The organism is [Haemophilus] ducreyi, assembly GCF_900109315.1.
Classification (GTDB): domain Bacteria; phylum Pseudomonadota; class Gammaproteobacteria; order Enterobacterales; family Pasteurellaceae; genus Haemophilus_B; species Haemophilus_B ducreyi.
In genome coordinates this window covers 44,424-66,272 of the sequence record NZ_FOJC01000004.1, presented here as the reverse complement: position 1 = coordinate 66,272, position 21,849 = coordinate 44,424, and the positions used below count along the sequence as shown (strand labels likewise).

The 21,849-nt window shown below is 35.6% G+C and carries 23 protein-coding genes and 2 pseudogenes; 11 read left to right on the top strand and 14 right to left on the bottom strand.

Annotated elements, in window-relative coordinates; genetic code table 11:
* Positions 1-133: 133 nt before the first annotated feature.
* Genes alaS through galU form a run of 3 tightly spaced genes read left to right on the top strand, consistent with a single transcriptional unit; the run spans position 134 to position 3,900 of the window.
* The gene (alaS, locus tag BMX01_RS03595) at positions 134-2,758 is read left to right on the top strand and encodes an alanine--tRNA ligase (protein ID WP_064081878.1); all 2,625 of its coding nucleotides are present in this window, start codon (positions 134-136) and stop codon (positions 2,756-2,758) included.
* A 55-nt stretch (positions 2,759-2,813) separates the two neighbouring features.
* On the top strand, positions 2,814-3,002 hold the full coding sequence (gene csrA / locus BMX01_RS03590) for a carbon storage regulator CsrA (protein WP_010945285.1): 189 nt from the start codon (positions 2,814-2,816) through the stop codon (positions 3,000-3,002).
* A 10-nt stretch (positions 3,003-3,012) separates the two neighbouring features.
* Positions 3,013-3,900, top strand: coding sequence for a UTP--glucose-1-phosphate uridylyltransferase GalU (gene galU / locus BMX01_RS03585; RefSeq protein ID WP_064081879.1), 888 nt, complete (start codon positions 3,013-3,015; stop codon positions 3,898-3,900).
* A gap of 27 nt (positions 3,901-3,927) precedes the next feature.
* On the opposite strand, the gene priC is transcribed toward galU, so the two are convergent.
* Positions 3,928-4,455: a primosomal replication protein PriC gene (gene priC / locus BMX01_RS03580; RefSeq protein WP_064083289.1), complete on the bottom strand. Its 528-nt coding sequence runs from the start codon at positions 4,453-4,455 to the stop codon at positions 3,928-3,930.
* A gap of 487 nt (positions 4,456-4,942) precedes the next feature.
* Here priC and BMX01_RS03575 point away from each other — a divergent pair, with 487 nt between their 5' ends.
* From BMX01_RS03575 to BMX01_RS07930, 4 genes are all read left to right on the top strand, one after another.
* Positions 4,943-6,223, top strand: a complete 1,281-nt coding sequence (locus tag BMX01_RS03575; protein WP_231087439.1) for a porin — start codon at positions 4,943-4,945, stop codon at positions 6,221-6,223.
* A gap of 372 nt (positions 6,224-6,595) precedes the next feature.
* Positions 6,596-7,093, top strand: coding sequence for a porin (locus tag BMX01_RS07940; RefSeq protein WP_231138587.1), 498 nt, complete (start codon positions 6,596-6,598; stop codon positions 7,091-7,093).
* A complete protein-coding gene (locus BMX01_RS07935; protein WP_231098741.1) occupies positions 7,041-7,502 on the top strand; it encodes a porin in 462 nt (153 codons plus the stop codon). The genes BMX01_RS07940 and BMX01_RS07935 overlap by 53 nt, the downstream gene beginning before the upstream one ends.
* Positions 7,503-7,564: 62 nt before the next feature.
* Entirely contained in the window at positions 7,565-7,825 is a 261-nt protein-coding gene (locus BMX01_RS07930; RefSeq protein ID WP_231098740.1) for a porin family protein, read from the top strand.
* 281 nt (positions 7,826-8,106) lie between these two features.
* On the opposite strand, the pseudogene BMX01_RS03565 reads toward BMX01_RS07930, so the two are convergent.
* From BMX01_RS03565 to BMX01_RS07920, 10 genes and pseudogenes are all read right to left on the bottom strand, one after another.
* A pseudogene (locus BMX01_RS03565) lies at positions 8,107-9,224 on the bottom strand (type II secretion system protein GspD).
* Entirely contained in the window at positions 9,199-9,429 is a 231-nt protein-coding gene (locus tag BMX01_RS07925) for a hypothetical protein (protein ID WP_078179325.1), read from the bottom strand. Before BMX01_RS07925 ends, BMX01_RS03565 begins: the two are co-directional and overlap by 26 nt.
* A gap of 125 nt (positions 9,430-9,554) precedes the next feature.
* Positions 9,555-9,980 carry a zonular occludens toxin domain-containing protein gene (locus BMX01_RS07990; protein WP_250636741.1) on the bottom strand — a complete coding sequence of 142 codons (426 nt, stop codon included), beginning with the start codon at positions 9,978-9,980 and terminating at the stop codon, positions 9,555-9,557.
* Entirely contained in the window at positions 9,964-10,293 is a 330-nt protein-coding gene (locus BMX01_RS07985; RefSeq protein WP_250636742.1) for a zonular occludens toxin domain-containing protein, read from the bottom strand. Before BMX01_RS07985 ends, BMX01_RS07990 begins: the two co-directional genes overlap by 17 nt.
* Positions 10,294-10,304: 11 nt before the next feature.
* Positions 10,305-10,604 carry a DUF2523 family protein gene (locus tag BMX01_RS03555; RefSeq protein WP_064081881.1) on the bottom strand — a complete coding sequence of 100 codons (300 nt, stop codon included), beginning with the start codon at positions 10,602-10,604 and terminating at the stop codon, positions 10,305-10,307.
* 8 nt (positions 10,605-10,612) lie between these two features.
* Entirely contained in the window at positions 10,613-10,903 is a 291-nt protein-coding gene (locus BMX01_RS03550) for a hypothetical protein (protein WP_064081882.1), read from the bottom strand.
* A gap of 349 nt (positions 10,904-11,252) precedes the next feature.
* Positions 11,253-11,771 carry a hypothetical protein gene (locus tag BMX01_RS03545; RefSeq protein WP_064081883.1) on the bottom strand — a complete coding sequence of 173 codons (519 nt, stop codon included), beginning with the start codon at positions 11,769-11,771 and terminating at the stop codon, positions 11,253-11,255.
* A 92-nt stretch (positions 11,772-11,863) separates the two neighbouring features.
* On the bottom strand, positions 11,864-12,085 hold the full coding sequence (locus tag BMX01_RS03540; RefSeq protein ID WP_064081884.1) for a major capsid protein: 222 nt from the start codon (positions 12,083-12,085) through the stop codon (positions 11,864-11,866).
* A 256-nt stretch (positions 12,086-12,341) separates the two neighbouring features.
* Positions 12,342-12,668, bottom strand: coding sequence for a DNA-binding protein (locus tag BMX01_RS03530; protein ID WP_010945296.1), 327 nt, complete (start codon positions 12,666-12,668; stop codon positions 12,342-12,344).
* Between the two features lie 30 nt (positions 12,669-12,698).
* A pseudogene (locus BMX01_RS07920) lies at positions 12,699-13,849 on the bottom strand (phage/plasmid replication domain-containing protein).
* A 313-nt stretch (positions 13,850-14,162) separates the two neighbouring features.
* Here BMX01_RS07920 and BMX01_RS03510 point away from each other — a divergent pair.
* Positions 14,163-14,666, top strand: a complete 504-nt coding sequence (locus tag BMX01_RS03510) for a DUF2726 domain-containing protein (RefSeq protein WP_064081886.1) — start codon at positions 14,163-14,165, stop codon at positions 14,664-14,666.
* A gap of 103 nt (positions 14,667-14,769) precedes the next feature.
* On the opposite strand, the gene BMX01_RS03505 is transcribed toward BMX01_RS03510, so the two are convergent.
* On the bottom strand, positions 14,770-15,057 hold the full coding sequence (locus BMX01_RS03505; protein ID WP_064081887.1) for a hypothetical protein: 288 nt from the start codon (positions 15,055-15,057) through the stop codon (positions 14,770-14,772).
* A gap of 237 nt (positions 15,058-15,294) precedes the next feature.
* On the opposite strand from BMX01_RS03505, the gene BMX01_RS03500 reads away from it, so the two are divergent.
* The 3 genes from BMX01_RS03500 (at position 15,295) to pta (ending at position 20,404) form a co-directional block, all read left to right on the top strand.
* On the top strand, positions 15,295-16,779 hold the full coding sequence (locus BMX01_RS03500; RefSeq protein WP_064081888.1) for a nicotinate phosphoribosyltransferase: 1,485 nt from the start codon (positions 15,295-15,297) through the stop codon (positions 16,777-16,779).
* A gap of 212 nt (positions 16,780-16,991) precedes the next feature.
* Positions 16,992-18,194, top strand: a complete 1,203-nt coding sequence (locus BMX01_RS03495; RefSeq protein ID WP_064081889.1) for an acetate kinase — start codon at positions 16,992-16,994, stop codon at positions 18,192-18,194.
* A gap of 71 nt (positions 18,195-18,265) precedes the next feature.
* Positions 18,266-20,404 (top strand): phosphate acetyltransferase, encoded by a 2,139-nt coding sequence (pta, locus tag BMX01_RS03490; protein WP_074647776.1) that lies wholly within the window; start codon positions 18,266-18,268, stop codon positions 20,402-20,404.
* A gap of 103 nt (positions 20,405-20,507) precedes the next feature.
* On the opposite strand, the gene truB is transcribed toward pta, so the two are convergent.
* Together truB and rbfA are read right to left on the bottom strand one after the other, a co-directional pair.
* Positions 20,508-21,425, bottom strand: coding sequence for a tRNA pseudouridine(55) synthase TruB (truB, locus tag BMX01_RS03485; RefSeq protein WP_064083286.1), 918 nt, complete (start codon positions 21,423-21,425; stop codon positions 20,508-20,510).
* A 3-nt stretch (positions 21,426-21,428) separates the two neighbouring features.
* On the bottom strand, positions 21,429-21,809 hold the full coding sequence (gene rbfA, locus BMX01_RS03480) for a 30S ribosome-binding factor RbfA (RefSeq protein ID WP_074647773.1): 381 nt from the start codon (positions 21,807-21,809) through the stop codon (positions 21,429-21,431).
* Positions 21,810-21,849 lie beyond the last annotated feature (40 nt).

Below are 21,849 nucleotides of genomic sequence, written 5' to 3'. Positions count from 1 at the left end.
TTATCTGACCGCTCAAGATGAAAATATCTTAAGCGGTTATTTTTTTGCGCTGATATTACCAAAAGAAATAAAAAGGTGTAGAATAGTCGGTTAAAATTAACAATTTATTTTATACATCCAGAGTAAAGTGTAAATGAAAACAACTTCAGAGATTAGACAATCTTTTTTAGATTTTTTTAATAGCAAAGGGCATACCGTTGTGCCTAGTAGTGCTTTAGTACCAGAAAATGATCCAACATTACTTTTTACTAATGCGGGAATGAATCAATTTAAAGACGTTTTTCTCGGTTTAGAAAAACGTCCTTATACGCGTGCCACAACCGCACAACGTTGTGTACGTGCCGGTGGAAAACATAATGATCTTGAAAATGTAGGTTATACAGCACGCCATCATACTTTTTTTGAAATGATGGGCAACTTTAGTTTTGGTGATTATTTTAAACATGATGTAATTCAATTTGCGTGGGAATTTCTTACTTCAGAAAAATGGTTACATTTACCAAAAGAAAAATTATATGTGACTGTTTATGAAACTGATGATGAGGCTTATGATATTTGGCATCAAACCGTGGGCGTACCTTCAGAACATATTATTCGGATCGGCGATAATAAAGGTGCACCTTACGCTTCAGATAATTTTTGGGCAATGGGAGATACGGGGCCTTGTGGTCCTTGTACTGAAATCTTCTATGATCATGGCGAATCGTTCTGTGGAGGGCTGCCTGGCACTGCTGAAGAAGATGGTGATCGCTACATTGAAGTGTGGAATATTGTTTTTATGCAATTTAACCGTCAAGCAGATGGAACATTAGCCAAGTTACCTAAACCTTCTGTTGATACCGGTATGGGGTTAGAGCGTATGACTGCGGTGATGCAGCATGTAAACTCAAACTATGAAACAGATATTTTCCAAACCTTAATTAAAGAAGTTGCAACATTATTACATGTAGCAGATTTAGATAATAAATCATTACGGGTAATTGCAGATCATATCCGAGCGTGCTCTTATTTAATTGTAGATGGCGTGATTCCATCAAATGAAGGTCGTGGTTATGTATTGCGCCGGATTATTCGCAGAGCAGTAAGGCATGGTAACCTATTAGGTGCTAAAGAAGCATTCTTTTATAAATTAGTACCTACACTTGCTAAAGTAATGGGGCAAGCGGGTGAAATTTTAACGGATAAACAAAGTTATATTCAGAAAACATTAAAAACAGAAGAAGAACAGTTTGCACGGACACTTGAGCGAGGCCTTGCGCTATTAGAAGAAGCGTTAACTAAAGTGGAAAATCAGACACTTTCAGGTGAAGTAGCATTTAAATTGTATGATACTTATGGCTTCCCATTAGATTTAACCGCAGATGTGTGCCGTGAGCGTGACATTGTCATTGATGAAGCGAGTTTTGAAATAGAAATGACCGCTCAACGCGAACGCGCAAAATCGAGCAGTAATTTTGGGGCTGATTATAATAGTGTAATTAAAGTTGAGGCTGAAACAGCCTTTATTGGCTATGATTGCTTTAACGCTGAAGCAAAAGTAATTGCTTTATTTAGCAACGGACAAGCGGTTGAAAAAGTTCAATCAGGTGAATCTGCGGTTATCGTTCTAGATAAAACCCCATTTTATGCAGAAATGGGCGGACAAGTTGGCGATAGTGGTTTAATTACTACGGCATTTTGCCAATTTGCAGTAGCCGATACACAAAAATACGGTCAAGTATTCGGACATATTGGGCAAGTAGTGTCGGGTAGTTTAGCGATCGGTGATATTATATCTGCACAAGTTGATATAGCACGTCGTCAGGCAATTACGGCTAACCATAGTGCGACACATTTATTACATTCTGCATTACGCCAAGTATTAGGTGAGCATGTGGTGCAAAAAGGATCTTTGGTTTCTGAAAATGTATTACGTTTTGATTTTTCACAATTTCAAGCGGTCAGTAAAGCCCAGTTAGAAGAAATTGAACGAATTGTGAACCGTCAAATTCGCCAAAACCTCGCGGTTACTATTGAAAGGATGGATATTGAAACGGCCAAAGAAAAAGGTGCTGTTGCATTGTTTGGTGAGAAGTATGGTGATGTTGTCCGTGTAGTAGGAATGACCGATTTTTCAATTGAATTATGTGGCGGTACACATGTAAAACATACCGGTGAAATTGGCTTATTTAAGCTCATTTCTGAAAGTGCGGTAGCAGCAGGTATAAGACGAGTAGAGGCATTAACGGCAGAAAATGCAATAAATTGGCTACACAATCAACAAAAAATTATTCATCAAAGTGCTGAATTACTTAAAACAGATAGCCTTTCATTAGTAGATAAAATTTATCAATTGCAAGATAAAATAAAACGTAATGAAAAAGAATTACAACATTTTAAAGATAAACTCGCTGCACAAGCAGGTGCTGAATTGGCAAAACAAGTTGTTCAAATTAATGGCATTAATGTTGTTATTCAAAAATTAGAAGGTATTGAAAGTAAGTCATTGCGTACGATGGTCGATGATTTAAAAAATCAATTGAGTAGCGTTATTGTTGTTTTTGGTAGCGTATCAGCGGATAAAGTTAATTTAATTGTTGGTGTGACTAAAGATCTTTCCAATAAAGTCAATGCAGGAGAACTTGTCGGACTCATTGCTCAACAGGTTGGTGGTAAAGGTGGAGGTCGTCCGGATATGGCAATGGCCGGCGGAACAGAACCGCAGCATTTAGATACTGCACTTGCCTTTGCAAAACAGTGGATTCATTCTAAACTTTAATTCAATTAGCAAGACAAGGAAAGATCTTGCTATATTTTACAAACAAGGTGGTATAATGCTTGTACTAACACGTAAAGTTGGTGAAAGTTTATTAATTGGCGATGATATTGAAATTACCGTGCTTAGTGTAAGAGGCAATCAAGTTAAATTGGGCGTCAATGCACCTAAAAATATTGTAGTTCATCGTGAAGAAATTTATCACCAAATTAAAGCATTAGCAGATAATATACCGGAATCAGTATAAGGATTACGTAATGAAAGTCATTATTCCTGTTGCAGGCTTAGGAACACGAATGCTTCCGGCTACTAAAGCCATTCCTAAAGAAATGTTAACTATTGCAGATAAACCACTCATTCAATACATTGTCAATGAATGTGTTGCAGCCGGTATTAAAGAAATCGTATTCGTGACACACTCATCTAAAAATGCGATCGAAAATCATTTCGACACTTCTTTTGAATTGGAAACAATGTTGGAAAAACGTGTTAAACGCCAATTGTTAGATGAAGTTCGTTCAATTGTACCGAATGATGTTACGTTAATGCATGTTCGCCAAGGACAAGCAAAAGGATTAGGGCATGCTGTTTTATGCGGTAAAGCGGTTGTGGGTAAAGAGCCATTTGCAGTTGTTTTACCGGACGTTATTTTAGCTGATTTTACCGCTAACCCTAAAACAGAAAATTTAGCCGCTATGATTAAACGTTTTTCAGAAACTCAATGTAGTCAAATTATGGTTGCACCCGTACCACAAGAAGATGTTAGCAATTATGGTATAGTTGATTGTGCAACGGATAACATTCGTGCAGGAGAAACAGCCAAAATCGCTAAAATGGTTGAAAAACCATCTATTGAGAATGCCCCTTCTAATCTTGCCATTGTAGGACGCTATGTTTTCTCTGCAACTATTTGGGATCTATTAGAACGTACGCCTGTAGGGGTAGGGGATGAAATTCAATTAACGGATGCGATTGATATGCTGATCGAAAAAGAAACTGTTGAAGCATTCCATATGACAGGGCGTGCTTTTGATTGTGGTGATAAATTAGGTTATATGGAGGTTTTTGTGGAGTATAGCTTACGTCACGAAAAATGCGGTCAACAATTCCAAAAAATCATTAAAGAACTAGCGAAAAGCTTGTAAAACCTATGATAAATAATATAAAGGGGTTTAAGCCCCTTTTTTATTTAAGTGTAATATTAATATCTCTTCCTCTAACTCATCAATAGCTTTCAAACATTTCTGCTTACGAAATTCTGTTTCTTGAATCTGCTGTTGAATATTCTCGTTACCATTCGTGTAACTCATTTTAATTAACCAACTGATTTTTTCATTTAAAGCACGTAATGCTTTTTTATATTCGGTTAAACGTTTAACGGGCGGTAAAGCATGGATATTTTTTTCAAATCGAAAAGATGAACAAAATACCATGTTTTCAGTTTGATTATTTACTTTCAATTTGATCATGACTTTATATAAAGCTTCAAATTGTTGGAATAACTTTCTTGAATACACGTCTAAATATTCTTCAGTTTGTTGTTGATGTAATAACAATGCAGTTGCTTCAATTTCTTGCATAAAATCGGTTACTTTTTGTGTTTTTTTTGCAAATAAGGCACTATTTATAGTCACCAACTGTTCCTGATAAGGAAGAAAAATAGCTAATTCTTGTTGAATTTGACTGACAAAATTATGCATTTTGGTCTCTGTTTAAGGTTATTGGGAATAAATAGAGTAAAAATTTTAATACATTAATAATTAAAACAAGAGTTTAACAGAAAATATTATAAAAATGTGAAGTACGTCACAAAAATAATTTACTTTTGTAATTTTATGGAACAAATTTAATTAAATATTTAGTGGTTTTGCTTAATTTAAGCTTTTTGTATTTACACTTAATTTGCAAAATAATTTAATACTATTAAAAATGGATTAACATTTATTTAATATCAAATAATCATTATGCGAAATTTATAGTAATAATTCAATTATGGATGTTTAGCTAGAAAATCAAAACAATGAACCGCCTGTTGAATTCTGATTATAGCCCAATAAGAATATTGACAAAAACAACTAATTTTGACAGAATTAATTTTAAGTTGACGTTAAATGGTTGACGTCAATCAGCAAGATTGCTTTATGTATTTGTAAGGTAATTTTTGTATAATATTAAAAGGTAACCTTTATGAAAATGAAAAAAACTTTAGTTGCGTTAGCAGTGGCTACATTTAGTGTATCAGCTTCAGCGGCAGTTGTTTATGAAGCCGATGGTACTAAAATCGAATTTGATGGCTCGGTTAGGTTGCTTGCCGAACAAAATATAACAATAGATGAATCTCAAGAAATAGAAAATATAGCAAAGATTTTTTCTAAAAGACTTAAACAGCAGACTGGTGAGCAGTCTATCACTGTTATTAAAAGATCTTATAAAAAATTAAATAATTATTATAATCAGCAAAAAACAAAACGATATCGTAATGCGGGTAGCCGTTTAGGGGTTACTGCTACTCAAGATTTAGATGATGGTTTCTATGCTTTCGGACGGTTAGAAATAAGAGCGAATAAAACCAACAATGAAAACCAATTTGGTCGTTTATATATTAAACGCGCATTTGCTGGTTTAGGGCAAAAAGATGTTGGTCAATTGACCTTTGGCCGTCAATTAACCATTGCCGATGATAGCTACCAAACAGATAGTTATGAATTTGGTATCGTTCCATCTTATATTGCTAGTGATGGGAATAGCGTTATCCGTTATGATTATACTGGGGTAGATGGTTTAGTATTTAGTGCGAATTATAATTTATCCGAAAAGCAAAACGCTAAAGGAGAAGCATTAGACTATAAGCTGAAAAATGCCTATGGTGTTGGGTTTACCTACCAAGCAAATCTGAAAAATAATAAGGCTTTTTATCTAAATACGGCTTATGGTCGTTCGAATTATGATAATACGGATAAAACTCAAGCGCAAACTAAATCAACTAAAGCGAAGCATTATCGGGACGGTTATCAAATGGCGCTTGGCTATAAAATCGGTAATTTTAAGTTAGTATCTGATTTCGGTTATGCCAATGAAAAATCTAGAAATGAGGAACGCAGAGTAAAAACCACCTCTTTTTATGCTGCGCCTGGTCTTCAATTTCAATTCACTCAGAAAACAAGATTATACGGAAACTACCTCTTTGAAAACTCACATATAGATGATATTTGGAGTAGTAAGAGCAAATCAAAAGGTTTCTTATTGGGTATAGATTATACGCCTCATAAAAATGTTTTGTTATTCGTTGAAGGTAAAATGTTGCAAATGAAGACGGATTATGTTGGTAATAGTACAAAAACTATTGTTGAACAAACATTTGATAATGATACGCATACAATTACAAGAATTAACGAAAAAGAATTAATTAAAGAATATAGCGACAAAACTGAAAAATCAATCGGTATTGGTATTCGTATATATTGGTAATGTTATATAATTGTAATTAAATTACTTAAACCGCAAATAGTTTTACTGTTTGTGGTTTTTTATTTTTTATGATTACAAAATCAAATTTATTTTACATTTTTATTTTATGTCTTATTTAATAGCTAAAATAAAGGTTATAAAATAATAAATTATCAATATTATCTAATAGAAAGAATAATTTACGTAACAATTATGTTTTTTATAACCCTTTGTTTTATAAGTTTTTTTATTAATTTGAACTTTTGGGTCTTCGTGTTGACATAGATGGCTTATTTTGACACTATTCGCTCGCAATTAAATCATGTGAAAAAGCAGGTTTTTGCATTTTTTATTATTAGCATTTTATTATTTATTATAGATTAGGTGAATTTTATGAAAAAAACATTTGTAGCATTAGCAGTAACGAGTCTAGCCACATCGGCCTCAGCAGTTACGCTTTATGAAGCAGAAGGAACTAAAATTGATTTGGATGGTTCAATTAGATTGGTTATTGAACAAAGCAAGAATACTAAAACTTCAGATTACACTTATTTTCATGCTAAGAACAATGGCGCATATTACGGGGCTATAAAAAAATCAAACCATACAGATAAAAAAGATAAAGAACATGCGATACGTAATGCGGGTAGCCGTATTGGTTTATCAGCCCAACATGAATTTAATGATGGTTTTTATGCTTTAGGTAGATTAGAGTTACATGCAGATAAAGATACCGGTAAAGATCAATTCGGTGATATTTATGTTAAACGTGGTTTTGTTGGTTTTGGAAAAAAAGAATTTGGACAAATTACTTTTGGTCGCCAAACAACGCTTGCTGATGATCAAGATCAAACAACAGATTATGAATGGCTTTGTTCCTTCATATATTAAAACTGAAGGAAATCGTGTAATTCGTTATGATTATAAAGCGATTGAAGGATTAGTGTTAAGTGCTAATTATAATTTGGGTAACAAAGATACTAAAACTGCGGTAATAACTAAACTACGTAAGTTAAATAATATCGAATTATCTAGCGAATTCAGAAATGCGTTTGCTGTTGGTTTAACTTATGAAACAAAAATCGCGGATAATACCTTAAATATTGATGCGGGATTTGGTCGTTCAAATTATCAGTCAGCAATGGATGAAAAGCAGACGAACCATCACCAAGATGGCTATGAAGCTGCGGTAGGCTATCAAATTGATAAATTAAAATTAGTTTCTGATTTGGCTATGCTAGAGATGGGGCAGATACGCTTAAAGCTTATTATTTTGCACCAGGTATTCAATATCAAATAACACCGGCTTCTAAAATATATGGTAATTATCTATATGAACGTGTTAAATTTAATAAAGAGGATGTGAAAAATACGTCATTATTTTCAATGACCTCAAAAAGTACTTCATTAAACCAGAAATCACATGGTTTCTTATTAGGTACGGATTATCAATTACATAAACACGTATTAGTATTTTTAGAAGGTAAAGTAGTCAATAAAAAATATGATGATGTAGTCATGCAAAGTGAGCATCGTAATACTCTGTTTGAGAAAGAATCTTATAGCTTTAATGCTAAAAATGTAGATAAAGTAATTGGTGTTGGCATGCGAGTATTTTGGTAGTCGCTAAATTAACATTGAAATTGAATTAATATAAACCTCTAAGATCATTTAGAGGTTTATTACCTTTTGTGCATATTTAACATAATCATTCTTATGCGAAGTGGGTGTTTTATTATGTTATTTTAAATAAGGTAAGGTGTATGTTGATTTGTTAAGGTCTATTTACACTCATCAGGTAATTCAATATCCTTAAAGGTTAACAGAGGGAGCGAATGCTTCGCTCATGTTCCGCTAAGCCTTCGGCTACGCTTACGTCATGGGATTACATCCCCCGACACCCCCTAAATTGCCTTCACTTGCAACAATACAATAATATCCGTTTTCTCGGAATGGGTTGATTTGCCGGTTAATATCTTCGGTAAAAACGAAAAGCCCGTATTGCCTTCAGTCTGTTTATTCTCAGCTAATCCACCTAACACAATAACCTCTCCAGATTTTACGGCAATATCCGTGACAATGTCTCGTTTAATTAGTGTTGGTGAGTTGTTTACGCCCGTATCAGTCTTCACAAAATTCGATAACTGTTGTTGGATTCTTAAATCAATCGCATCACGCTTTACTGTCGGCGTGATGTCAAAAATAACACCGGAAGTTCGGTATTCAATGGATTGTACTGCTCGTCCCTCCTTATCATACTTTACACTCCCTAAAACCGGAACATCTGAGCCGACACTAAAATTGCCTTTTGAGGCTGATTTAACCCTCAACGTGGGTGAACTCACCACGTGAAAACGACTGTCACTCTTAAACAACTCAATCATTGCATCTAAATTACCCATGTTAAGGGTAATAAAGTTCTCAAAACTCTGTTTAATGCCAATGTTTATACCTAACTTGCCGCTTAATAATTTTGCGAATAAATTTATGCCCGAACCTTCCTTCTCTTGTGTTTGCACCTCAAAAACATACCCCGTCACAACCACTTCTTTACTGACAGTATCAAGAGAGGTTAACACTGACTTTGCGCGGCTAATTTCTGCAGGAGTGCCATAAAATACTAATTTATCACCATGAGCAAACACCTGACCATCTGCTTGCAGAAACTCAGCCAAGTAAGCAACATCCCGGTGAACAGGATTATATACATAACTTTGTTTAATCACCCTAGGCTCAACATGTTGAATATAATCAACCTCATTCTTGGTGTGTATTTTAATGTTCATGTTATTAAAATAGCGTTGCACAAACGGCATAAAGTCTTGTGCTTGAGTTACTTAAAGCTCACTCGTCGATTATCATTCACTAATACAGGGTCAAGCATATAAGGCCTTTATAATACTTCATCATAAATCATGCTAATCGCCTTCGGCAAAGGCACACCGTCCAGTTTAAAGTCAACGCCTTGTGCAAAAACGGGCAATGATAATAAAACACTACTTATTAAAAATAAGATTCTTATTCAGACCTTCTCCTTTGCCAGTGTAATAGCTAATAAACTCACCATTAATTACCCCCTCCAATGCTCTACCTTCATGCTTAAAAAAGCGTTTGGGCTCTAAACGTAAATTGCCCTGTAAATCCATCAACACCACAAAATCATGACCTTGTTTATGTAATTCACCGGTGATTCGCCAATGTTTAGAATAAGTAGGCGGGCTATTCATTTTGAGCCTGTCTTGTTGTTTTGCTCGTTTAAGCAGGTCATCAAACTCATTATCAGGTGATGGTTTAGGTACGCCGTTCTCATGAGATGGATTGGTTTGCGTAGCATTAATGGCTTTTGATTGTGTTAAAAATGCATTAAATAATAAGAAAGCGAAAACATGACCACTACAGCGATTACCATTAATTTAAATCGCCCTGATTTAAAAAAGTTTTGTCGGTCATCCACTGCCGTTTGTTTACCGTTTGTGGTATCAAAGCTTTTATACAGTTGAAAGACCTTTGGGTCATATTTATTTTGATATTGGGTAACTAAGTTTGTCTTAGTGGTTTTTGCACCGGTATAAACGTTAACCCGATAACGCTTTGGCATACCTAGCGCTAACAGTCGACTCATTAAAAAAGTGCTTTCTACCCTATCTTTAATAAAGCGAGGCACGCCTGAAATCGATTGATTGATGACCCCTAAATCACAACAAACTCCCATTTCAGGATGGGTGAAGTGGCGATGCTCTGCAATAAAAGAGCGATGATTCTTACTGAATATGTTCACTTGGGAAAATGCGCCAAACTTCATCAAGACAAATTAAATCACCGGGTTGGCAAAGGGTTTCTGTTGCGCCTTTGAATGGGAAAAAATCAGCGTGTTGACACTGTTCATCCGTGACATGAATGATTTTCCCCAACTGTTCAAATTGCAGTTGCTTATCTGTCTCTAAACAAAAAGTAATCAGTTTACTTTCATCTAATCCCTCAATGTTGGTAACGATTCTTCTCCCCTTTTTAAAGTGCGCGACAATGACTGAGTTGACCACTTCATAAGATTTACCGCTACCAGGAATGCCGACATAGGCTGTAATTGACATAAATGACCTCCCTAGCCAACAAGTGGAATGCGTCTGATTAAAAAGCGTGAGGTGTAAGCAGATAGCATAGATTGAATGCCAACTTCAACCTTGAAGAAGTTAAGGAAGTACGCAATCCCTGGAGGGATTTTTGATATTAATGTACTTAAATGAACCTGTTTAGGCAGGAAAGTTTCAATTAATATAGGAACAATTTCAGTGACGGCAATAAAAACACAACCAAAAACAAAAAATTTAACCACAAGGGTATTAAAAATAAAAGATAAAACGCCTGAAAAAGCATTGGCTAAGAATTTAATGATAGTGCCCATAATCACTCCTAAGCAGACAGTAGAATTCGGATGGCAAGAAAGCCCCAAATAAACAAGAATACCGCAGATAATTTATCACCATGTTGTTGAAAGATACGACAATGTACATTAACATGTATGTGCTTATTAAACACGGGGATGGTAAATTTAGGGCGATGCCCGGCAGGCATAGATAACGTGGGTACAAAATCTTCAAGTTTTAGTTTCAACTGACTAAAGGCAAACTTTAAATCAAACTCCTTTAATTCTGGTTGAGCAAACTTCGTATTAGCAAGGGCATCCGCTCCCCTTGAGACCAATTTGACCCATTTGCACTACCTTCTTCTGGCCCATTCACACGCCCTTCTTCTGAACCTTTAGGGTTATTACCATGCCCGGAAGTATTGCCTCCTAGAGTGGAGTGCGCACCTCCTGAGCCGCTCCCCTCTCCATGAAAGGTGGTGCCTCCGGAAGGGGTAGATACAGTACCCGAATCCCCTACAGGTTTAACGATGTCCTTTTTGCCCTCTGAACGGGCATATTGTTGTAGGTTAAGCTCCTTGTCGTTACCTATCGCAATTTGGCAGTCTTGTTCCGCGGCATTACATCTAAAGCAGGCCCTTTTACCCTACATAAAAAATCTCCATTATCACGGATAATGCATTTATCCTACCCATTGCTAAACCCAAGATACTTATCTTCCTCATCAGTGGCATGAATATCTCCTTGTACCATTGCTGAAAGCAATGATTCAGCAATGTCACATCTGCCCTGCATTAAGGCCGTTTTAAGTGCGGCATTAGCCGTAGCTGATTGGCTTGAAGATAAATTTGAACTGAACTCAAATTTTTCGGCATATTTAAAAAAGCCAACTCCCCAAATAGAGTTCCTCTCTCCATCACCGTAGTTAATCACTAAGCTTGAATCATCAATGACCGTTTTAACATCAACACGCGGCGCAGAAGGATCTCCATCGGTTAGTTTCTTCGCGGATGACAATTTACACGTAGTGGAAAAGCTACCATCTTTATGCAAAGGAAGGTTGTAGGTTGCACCAACAAGTGACCAAAGTGCAATCGCATGTGCTAAAGGAGAACAGAAGAAAAAGGAAAATAAGGTTAATCGTTTAAGCCAGTTACGACTACGCAAGCACATAATATACCCCAAAGAAAAAATACCATTTGCCAAGTCATAGTTATTCCTTCGCCTTTCACTTAAAAAACAGCCCCCGTCCTCATCACTTGCGGGCGGGGCCATTTTTTAGCTCAAGGCTTCGTTAATTAAACACGTTTTAAGAAACCTAAAACATAACGAACGCCCAATGCAACAACTAAAAAGCCACCGACTGCAGCACCCACGGCAACAATGCCTGTATAGGCACTTTCTAGGTTTATTTTGCCAGTGATGCTAGATAAGTCTTCTGCATTTGCTGTTGCTGAAACTAAGATAGCTGTTGCTGCTGCGGTTAATACGGTAAATGTGTTTTTAATTTTATTGAACATGATATAATTTCCTTAAATTATGCCTTCTTGATAATTGTTAGCATGATGCCAATGGCCTTAGCTAACAACCAAAAAGAAAGCGTGATTGAAAAAGAAACAAGAAAAAATTCAGTGTAATCAGAATAGTTTATTGTTTCGCTTTTTGAAGTTGCCACAAGTTGAAGTTTTGCGAGTTCCGCTTGTGGTAATTTCAATTCGACATGTTGGCAATTGTTCAAGGTTGAATATAATTCTGCCTGTATAATAAATTCGGCGCTCATTTGATTTCTTCAATCACTGAGTTTTCGTCAAAGTGATAAATGATACCCTTTCTTCCACCTTCCATTGCCCATTCACGTGGAAACACAAGCACCATAACATTTTTACCTTTTAGTCGTTCAATGCTAGAAGAAAGTCCTTGATTAACTGAGCGTTCATCAATTCTTAAATCTTGGGTAAAGGTGTTATAGCCACCAAAGCCATCTGGGTCTTGTAATTGAATGCCGATAGTATGCTTGTATTTAACCTCACCCGTTTCACGATGAGTAAAACTAGTTGACTTTTGGCCTAACAATTTACCAACAATATAAAAGCCTGTACGCATAAATAAATCTCCTTAATGATAAATAATAAATTAAGCAACTAGCCGTAATTGAGGCATATTGCTTGGATATTGATAAAAATCAGGGGCTTTAAATGGTTTAACAAAAATCTGTTCACATGAAATAACACGAACAGCCTGGAATTTTTCAATGTCGCAAGGATTGGCAATGTCAATACCAATTTTACGTAATCTGGCTCTATGGGTTTTGTATTGTCGCTCAGAGATACCTAATATTCTGCCCATTGACCCATAACATTGCATAATAAGCAGTGGTATTGGCTTTACGTAAAGTGTCGACCACGCCTTGAGAAACAAGTTGTTGTGCAATGGTTTCTAATTTCACTTCACTTACGCTTAATTTTTTATACATGTTTATAAACCCATCTTGAATTTCATTTAATTTTGAAAAATCACTTAAACCCCAATAACACAAATTCTCTCGTTGTAAATACCTTGACTTTAACTTCTGTTCAAATCTAATCACTCCATTCTCTAAACAGTAATCAAATACCCTTTGGTAATATTGAAACTCTTTAGCCTGTTGCCCAAATTTGTTTTTTATCTTGTCGTAAGAATGAAGCTTCATCTCTTCATGTTTAATATAACAACTCGGGTAAATTAAATTGGCATTACCCTTTTCACTTAACCAATCTACCGTACAGTGGTTTGTGTGTAATCTTCCAACAGAATTACGATAACGCATTTGCGAAAGTGCCTTGAGAAAGGTGCGCTCATTGCCTTTACCGACAGATTTATTTGTTGTGATGTCCAGGCGTTTAATAATTGCGCCGTTAGAAAACTTTTTAACTTTTTCACCCTCTTTACCTTGTAAATAGAAAACCTCAGTGCAACGGGTGAACAGGGGTAAATTCAAAGAAAATAAAATGTTATTGAAACAGGCGACACATGAATCGACATCTGTAAAGCCAAGTACATTCTCAACTTTACCCCAACGACTGGGGTTGCCTTCCATTTTTATCACTGAGCCAGAAACTTTTATGCTAACTTCATCACAAAAGCTACCTTTGTGTCTGTATTTGCCTGTTTTAATCCCTTCTTGCATTTCACCTGTATCTAAATGTATACCCCATGCCGAAATCAAAGATGGTTGCAAGTGTGGACTCAGGGATTTCGAATCCAAAATCTTGTTCTATTGTCAGCCATTCAATGTGATAATTCATGATAAAAAACAAAAAGAATAAAAAATAATCTTAGTTTCTAATTTCTAATAATATTAGCTATCAATAAAATTATTTCTAATTTTCTAAGAGGTAGTAATATTTGTGATCTAAATCTCAAAATGGAATAAAAAAATGCCTAGTAAGCACATAGATGACATGACGTGGAAAAAAGTACAAGATGAAACTGTAAAAGCAGTAATTCTGACTAAAACAAGTTTAAAAGATACGGAAATTCTAAAAATTCTAATTAAAAAAGGACTTAAACACATTCAGGATGAGGACTATTTAGAATATATAAAGAGTAAAAACAAACATGGATCCTAAAAACATGGTAATCCTTTTGATTGTATTTTTAATCTTTGGGGTAGTAATAAAAATATCTCTTAAACGTAAAAGTAGGAATACATTACCGAATGGAAAACTTTTTAGAAAATGTCAAATAGTTAATAGAACGGAAAAAGAATTATTTTTTAAAATAAAGGGTGCAGTGCCTGAATATATCACTTTAGTGCAAGTGCCCTTCTCATGCATTGTTAAACCTAAGCATTTCAAATATGATCAGAATAAAAAGCTATTTTGGAAAGTAAATCAAAAAAGAGTGGATTTTGTAATATGCAATCAAAATTTCGAAACATTATGTATTGTTGAACTAGATGGAAGTAGCCATAAAAATAAGCATCATTTAGATGAAGAGCGCGACACCTTTTTCGAAAAGTGCGGAATAGAAACTGTACGCTTTTCTGTGAAAGAGCTTTATAAAATCACGGAAGTAGAAATAAGGAAAAGAATTATCCAAAGATTGAAAAATAGAATTTAGTATCAAATTTGATATCAAAGTTCGGGTGTAACAGAACTCCCGAACTTTTTTGGTTCGCTTTTTAAACAAATTCAAAAGCGAAAATAACCCCCTAAATGATAGGTTACTTTCGTTTATAAGACTTATGTCTCGGAGTATAACGATAAGCATTTAAAAACTCATCCAAATCAATAGGAACACTTGAGTGAACCAACTGCTGTAAGAAATCACGAACGTGTTCAAGTTGCTCAAAGCGCATTTGTGTTATATCGGCGGTTTCGAAATGATTATATGAGAAACGAATTTCTAACGTATTCAATGTAATATAAATGTGATAATCCGTCGTTTTAAGGAGTTTTACTGTTTCGTAAAAGTGGCGAGGAGTGATGTCTTTTAAAATTATATCAGCCATGAGATATTAAATACCTACGTCGCATAACAGCAGATTATGTGTAAATTCTCGTGCAGGAGGTGATTTTACTGCACTTCGAATTGTATAATCTGCAATCATTCTTATGCGAATTAATTGTTTTGTGGTATTTTAGTGAGCTAATTTTGGGGTTTGCCCGTTAAAAAATCTTTTGTTTTATATAAACAACAAATATAATAATCTTTAGTTTCTGTATGAGATTTAAGGTAATAAATTATTATGGATAACCTATTAAATTATAGTAGTCGTGCTAGTGCTATACCATCATTATTATGCGATTTTTACAAAACATCTCATAGAATAATGTATCCTGAATGTTCACAAATTATTTATAGTACATTTACACCTCGTAGCAATGAACAAGCGCCTTATTTAACACAAGTGGTGTCATTTGGTTTTCAAGCCTTTATCATTAAATATTTAATTCATTATTTTAATGATAACTTTTTTTCTCGAGATAAACATGATGTTGTGACTGAATACTCGGCATTTATTGAGAAAACCTTACAGTTAGAGGATACGGGTGAACACATTGCAAAATTACATGAGTTGGGTTATTTGCCTATCCGGATTAAAGCCATTCCTGAAGGAAAAACGGTGGCGATTAAAGTTCCAGTGATGACGATTGAAAATACACACTCTGATTTCTTTTGGCTTACTAACTATTTAGAAACATTAATTCATGTATCACTTTGGCAGCCGATGACTTCTGCCTCGATTGCTTTTGCTTATCGGACAGCATTAATTAAATTTGCTAATGAAACTTGTGATAATCAAGAACACGTACCATTTCAGTCGCATGATTTTTCAATGCGTGGTATGAGTTCTTTAGAATCCGCAGAAACTTCAGGTGCTGGCCATTTAACTTCTTTTTTAGGTACAGACACTATTCCTGCCCTCTCTTTTGTTGAAGCGTATTATGGTTCAAGCAGTCTAATTGGCACGTCTATACCCGCTTCTGAGCATTCAGTAATGAGTTCACATGGTGTGGATGAATTATCAACATTTCGTTATTTAATGGCAAAATTTCCGCATAATATGTTGTCAATTGTGTCAGATACTACAGACTTTTGGCATAACATTACTGTTAATTTGCCGTTATTAAAGCAAGAAATTATAGCAAGGCCAGAAAATGCCCGCTTAGTCATTCGTCCAGATAGCGGTAACTTTTTTACGATTATTTGTGGTGATCCAACTGCTGATACTGAGCATGAACGTAAAGGGCTCATTGAATGTTTATGGGATATTTTTGGAGGTACAGTTAATCGGAAAGGTTATAAAGTTATTAATCCACATATTGGAGCGATTTATGGTGATGGTGTTACTTATGAAAAAATGTTTAAGATCTTAGAAGGATTACAAGCCAAAGGATTTGCTTCGAGTAACATTGTGTTTGGCGTTGGTGGACAAACCTATCAACGTAATCGTGATACGTTGGGCTTTGCGCTTAAAGCGACATCTATCACTATTAATGGCGAAGAAAAAGCCATTTTTAAAAATCCTAAAACCGATGATGGTTTTAAAAAATCGCAAAAAGGTCGTGTTAAAGTCCTTTCTCGTGATACTTACGTTGATGGTTTAACTTCAGCGGATGATTTCAGTGATGATTTATTAGAGCTGTTATTTGAAGATGGTAAGTTATTGCGTCAAACTAACTTTGATCAAATTAGGCAAAACTTGTTAGTTAATCGCACTACTCTATGATATTTGTGCTTAACAAGCTTTATTTTAATAATATATAACAGCAATTTGTGAAATAAATCAAATTTTAAGTAATTTTACCTGATTATTTCTGGATAGAAATTTATTTTAAGTGATGAAAAGTGTATCCTTACACTCCGTATATTAAAAAGAATTCACACACAAAGATGTGTGTCTATATCATCCTTTCATAAACAGAAAAAAAGGTATTTGACATGTCTCAAAATTTAATCCTTATCCTTAATTGCGGTAGTTCATCTTTAAAATTTGCTATCTTAGATCCAACAAACGGTGATGAAAAATTATCTGGTTTAGCGGAAGCTTTTCATTTAGATGATGCGCGTATTAAGTGGAAAATTAACGGTGAAAAAGGCAACGCAGATTTAGGTGCGGGTGCTGCACACACTGAAGCTTTAAACTTCATCGTTTCTAACATTCTTACTGATGGATTAAAACAAAGTATTGGAGCTATTGGTCACCGTATTGTACACGGTGGCGAGAAATTTACTTCTTCTGTAGTGATTACTGATGAAGTGGTAAAAGGTATCGAAGAAGCCATTCAATTTGCACCGCTTCACAATCCTGCGCATTTAATTGGTATTCAAGAAGCATTTCGTATTTTCCCTGAATTAAAAGATAGAAACGTTGCGGTATTTGATACTGCATTCCACACAACTATGCCAGAACAAGCATATTTATATGCTTTACCATACTCATTCTATAAAGAACATGGTGTTCGTCGTTATGGTGCTCATGGTACAAGTCATTATTTTGTAAGTCGTGAAGCAGCAAAACGCTTAAATGTTGCAGAAGATAAAGTTAACGTTATTACTTGCCACTTAGGTAACGGTGGATCTGTATCAGCAATTCGTCACGGTGAATGTATTGATACTTCTATGGGGTTAACGCCATTAGAAGGTTTAGTGATGGGGACGCGTTCAGGTGATATTGATCCTGCAATTATTTTCTATATGCATGATACGTTAGGCATGTCTGTTGAAGAAATCAATACGACTTTAACTAAAAAGTCAGGTTTGTTAGGTTTAACGGAAGTTACGAGCGATTGCCGTTATGCGGAAGATAACTATGAAACTGAAGAGCCTGCTCATCGTGCTATGGAAGTATATTGCTATCGATTAGCAAAATATATAGGTTCATATATGGCTGTAATTGGTGAACGTCTAGATGCTATTGTATTTACTGGTGGTATTGGTGAGAACTCAGCACACGTGCGTGAAATTACATTAAATCACTTAAAATTATTCGGTTATCAAGTTGATGATGCACGTAACTTAGCGGCTCGTTTTGGTAATGAAGGCGTAATTACTGCTGAAGGTTCTCCACTTGCAATGGTAATTGCAACAAATGAAGAGTTAGTTATTGCGCAAGATACTGCACGTTTAACAATTACTAAATAATTTATATTTTATATAGCATTAAACCTGTCTATGGGCAGGTTTTGTATTCGATTATATTGGAAGAAAAAACAATGTCTAGGACGATTATTCTTATCCCAATCACAACTGATGTTGGTCTTACAAGCGTTAGCTTAGGATTAGTTCATGCATTAGAACAAAAAGGAATTAAAGTTGGCTTTTTAAAACCTATTGCTCAACCGATTAGCGGTGAAGATAAATTAGACCGCTCTACTTCAATTATTCAAGCTGCTCAAACAACAGAAGTGGGTGAGCCACTTCTGTTAAGTGAAGCGGAATTATTAATTGGCCAAAATCAAGCAGATGTTTTATTAGAAAAGATTGTTGAGCGCTACCAGCAATTGTCTAAAAATAATGAAGTGATTATTATTGAAGGGTTAATCCCAACGCGTAAAAATTCATACGCAAACAGCATTAATTATGATGTTGCACAAGCATTAGATGCAGAAATTATTTTAGTGGCAGCGCCCGGTTCAGATAAACCTGTACAATTAAAAGAACGTATAGAAGCGGTTGCATCAGAGTTTGGTGGTCGTGATAATCCTAACTTATTAGGTGTAATCATTAATAAATTTAATGCGCCTGTAGATGAATCAGGTCGTACTCGCCCAGATCTAACGGAAATTTTTGATTCATTCCAACATAGTGCACAAAATATTGCAGAAGTAGAAGCACTATTTGCTAAAAGCCCAATTAATTTATTGGCTTGTATAAAATGGAAATCTGATTTAATTGCAACTCGTGCAATTGATGTCGCCAAACATTTACATGCCGCCATTATTAATGAAGGTGATTTACACACTCGCCGTATCCGTGGTGTTTCATTTTGTGCGCGTAGTATTCCGCATATGGTTGACTACTTTAAAGCGGGTAATTTATTGGTTACTTCTGCCGATCGCCCAGAAGTATTAGTTGCTGCTTCTTTAGCTGTAATGAATGGTATTGAAATTGGTGCCATATTATTAACCGGTGGATATAAAATTGATCATAATGTTGCCAAACTTTGTCAACAAGCGTTTGAAACAGGCCTACCTGTATTCCGTGTTGAAGGAAATACTTGGCAAACTGCATTAAATCTACAAAATGTTAGCTTAGAAGTGCCAGTAGATGATAAAGGACGTATTGATGCAATTAAAGAATATGTTGCAAGCCAATTTGATGCTCACTTTGTGGATGAAGTATCTAAAGTTGCAACGCGTGTACGTCGCCTCTCTCCTGCTGCTTTCCGTTATCAATTAACAGAATATGCACGCGAAGCGAAAAAACGTATTGTACTGCCTGAAGGTGATGAGCCTCGTAATATTAAAGCTGCTGCTTTATGTGCGAAACGTGGCATTGCAGAATGTGTACTTTTAGCGAATCCTGTTGATGTTCAACGTATTGCAGAAGCACAAGGGGTGGTATTGGGTAAAGGGATTACCATTATTAATCCGGAAGATGTGAGTGAAAACTACGTTTCTCGTTTAGTTGAATTACGTAAAAATAAAGGTATGACGGAAGTAGTCGCGCGTGAGCAATTAACGGATACCGTAGTGCTGGGTACAATGATGTTAGAAGCGGGAGAAGTTGATGGCTTAGTATCCGGTGCAGTACATACCACCGCAAATACGATCCGTCCACCAATGCAAATTATTAAAACTGCACCAGGTAGCTCTATTGTTTCTTCTATCTTCTTTATGCTATTACCAGATCAAGTGCTAGTATATGGAGACTGTGCCGTAAATCCAGATCCAACAGCGGAACAATTAGCTGAAATTGCGATTCAATCGGCAGAATCAGCAAAAGCATTTGGCATTGATCCACGTGTCGCAATGATTTCTTATTCGACAGGTAGTTCAGGCTCTGGTGCTGATGTTGAGAAAGTAAAAGAAGCAACTCGTATTGCTCAAGAAAAGCGCCCAGATTTAATTATTGATGGTCCATTACAATATGATGCGGCGGTGATGGAAGATGTAGCACGTTCTAAAGCGCCTAATTCACCAGTAGCAGGTAAAGCGACTGTCTTTATATTCCCTGATTTGAATACAGGTAATACAACGTATAAAGCGGTTCAACGTTCTGCTGATTTAGTCTCTATTGGTCCAATGCTACAAGGTATGCGTAAACCAGTTAATGATCTTTCACGTGGAGCATTAGTTGATGATATTGTATACACTATTGCATTAACGGCAATTCAAGCTACTCAAGCTTAGATTTAATTATCTAATTAAACAATGCCCTCCTTAATTGAGGGCATTTTTGTTTAAATAAAAAGCGGACTATTTTTGAAAAAAGACCGCTTAACATTGTCATGTATTAAAGGTTTACCATTCGATTAGGTCGAATAACATTATCTGTTGTTATTTCTGCGATACCGAGAAAAAGCTCCGCTTCTGAATACAAACGCACCATACCATAAATTTGTGCCAAATTATCAAATTTTACGCGTTGTCCAAAACCAATCGCTTTTGTTTGCATAGTGGTTAGCCTAATTTTAGGAAATCTTCTCACAGCGGTATCAACAGGTAAAAGATATCCATCTAATACTTCAAGCGCTTCTGTTTCTGATAAATGTTGCAAACTCGCATAATTCATCATTGCATCAACGGGATAATCAGCTACGGCTAATCGTCTTAATATTGCCACGTGTGCACCACAGCCTAATTTCTCCCCCAAATCATCAATTAAAGTTCGAATATAAGTGCCTTTTGAACAATGGACGTCTAATGTTAAATAAGGTGCTTCATAACTAATAAATTTCAATTCAAAAATAGTAATTGGGCGAGCCTCACGCTCAATAGTAATGCCTTGACGAGCATACTCATATAATGGTTTACCCTGATGTTTTAAAGCAGAAAACATCGTGGGCACTTGTAAAAGATCACCCGTAAATTGTGGTAAAATTGCCAAGATATCCTTTTCAGTAAGGCTAACTTCCCGACTTTCAACAAGCTCTCCTTCGGCATCAGAAGTATCTGTTCGCTCGCCTAATTTTGTAGTAACAATGTAACGCTTATCTGAATCAAGTAAAAATTGTGAAAATTTGGTCGCTTCACCTAAACAAATAGGCAACATACCAGTTGCTAATGGATCTAATGCACCTGTATGCCCTGCTTTATTGGCTTGGTAAAATCGTTTCACTTTTTGCAACACTTCATTGGAAGACATACCCTGTGGCTTATCTAACAAAAAGACACCGTGAATATCACGTCCTTTCTTTTTAGGTCTAGCCACTGATTAATCCTCTTTATGCTTTGCTTGATCGCTTTTAATTACATTTGAAACAAGATTTGACATACGCATACCCTCAACTAATGATTGATCATAAATAAAACGTAATTCGGGCACGATACGTAAACGCATGGCTTTACCTAGTAAAGTGCGAATATAAGGGCCTGCTTTTTCTAAGCCTTTCATACCTTGAGCAATAATATCTTGATCATTATCCAATAAGAAAGTAACAAAAATTTTTGCATAAGCTAAATCACGTGACACTTCAACATCGGATACGGTAACCATACCAATCCGAGGATCTTTGACTTCACGCTGTAAAATGACCGCTATTTCTTTTTGTAATTCTTGTGCAACACGATCCGAACGTTTAAATTCTCTGCTCATATTTGTTCCTTAATGATAAAATAATACTCTCCACTAGAAC

Excerpts from the sequence above, each read along its gene's own strand:
- alaS (WP_064081878.1), top strand. The coding sequence starts at position 134 with ATGAAAACAACTTCAGAGATTAGACAATCTTTTTTAGATTTTTTTAAT.
- csrA (WP_010945285.1), top strand. The coding sequence starts at position 2,814 with ATGCTTGTACTAACACGTAAAGTTGGTGAAAGTTTATTAATTGGCGAT.
- galU (WP_064081879.1), top strand. The coding sequence starts at position 3,013 with ATGAAAGTCATTATTCCTGTTGCAGGCTTAGGAACACGAATGCTTCCG.
- priC (WP_064083289.1), bottom strand. The coding sequence starts at position 4,455 with ATGCATAATTTTGTCAGTCAAATTCAACAAGAATTAGCTATTTTTCTT.
- BMX01_RS03575 (WP_231087439.1), top strand. The coding sequence starts at position 4,943 with ATGAAAATGAAAAAAACTTTAGTTGCGTTAGCAGTGGCTACATTTAGT.
- BMX01_RS07940 (WP_231138587.1), top strand. The coding sequence starts at position 6,596 with ATGAAAAAAACATTTGTAGCATTAGCAGTAACGAGTCTAGCCACATCG.
- BMX01_RS07935 (WP_231098741.1), top strand. The coding sequence starts at position 7,041 with ATGATCAAGATCAAACAACAGATTATGAATGGCTTTGTTCCTTCATAT.
- BMX01_RS07925 (WP_078179325.1), bottom strand. The coding sequence starts at position 9,429 with ATGAATAGCCCGCCTACTTATTCTAAACATTGGCGAATCACCGGTGAA.
- BMX01_RS07985 (WP_250636742.1), bottom strand. The coding sequence starts at position 10,293 with ATGTCAATTACAGCCTATGTCGGCATTCCTGGTAGCGGTAAATCTTAT.
- BMX01_RS03555 (WP_064081881.1), bottom strand. The coding sequence starts at position 10,604 with ATGGGCACTATCATTAAATTCTTAGCCAATGCTTTTTCAGGCGTTTTA.
- BMX01_RS03540 (WP_064081884.1), bottom strand. The coding sequence starts at position 12,085 with ATGTTCAATAAAATTAAAAACACATTTACCGTATTAACCGCAGCAGCA.
- BMX01_RS03530 (WP_010945296.1), bottom strand. The coding sequence starts at position 12,668 with ATGCGTACAGGCTTTTATATTGTTGGTAAATTGTTAGGCCAAAAGTCA.
- BMX01_RS03510 (WP_064081886.1), top strand. The coding sequence starts at position 14,163 with ATGGATCCTAAAAACATGGTAATCCTTTTGATTGTATTTTTAATCTTT.
- BMX01_RS03505 (WP_064081887.1), bottom strand. The coding sequence starts at position 15,057 with ATGGCTGATATAATTTTAAAAGACATCACTCCTCGCCACTTTTACGAA.
- BMX01_RS03500 (WP_064081888.1), top strand. The coding sequence starts at position 15,295 with ATGGATAACCTATTAAATTATAGTAGTCGTGCTAGTGCTATACCATCA.
- BMX01_RS03495 (WP_064081889.1), top strand. The coding sequence starts at position 16,992 with ATGTCTCAAAATTTAATCCTTATCCTTAATTGCGGTAGTTCATCTTTA.
- pta (WP_074647776.1), top strand. The coding sequence starts at position 18,266 with ATGTCTAGGACGATTATTCTTATCCCAATCACAACTGATGTTGGTCTT.
- rbfA (WP_074647773.1), bottom strand. The coding sequence starts at position 21,809 with ATGAGCAGAGAATTTAAACGTTCGGATCGTGTTGCACAAGAATTACAA.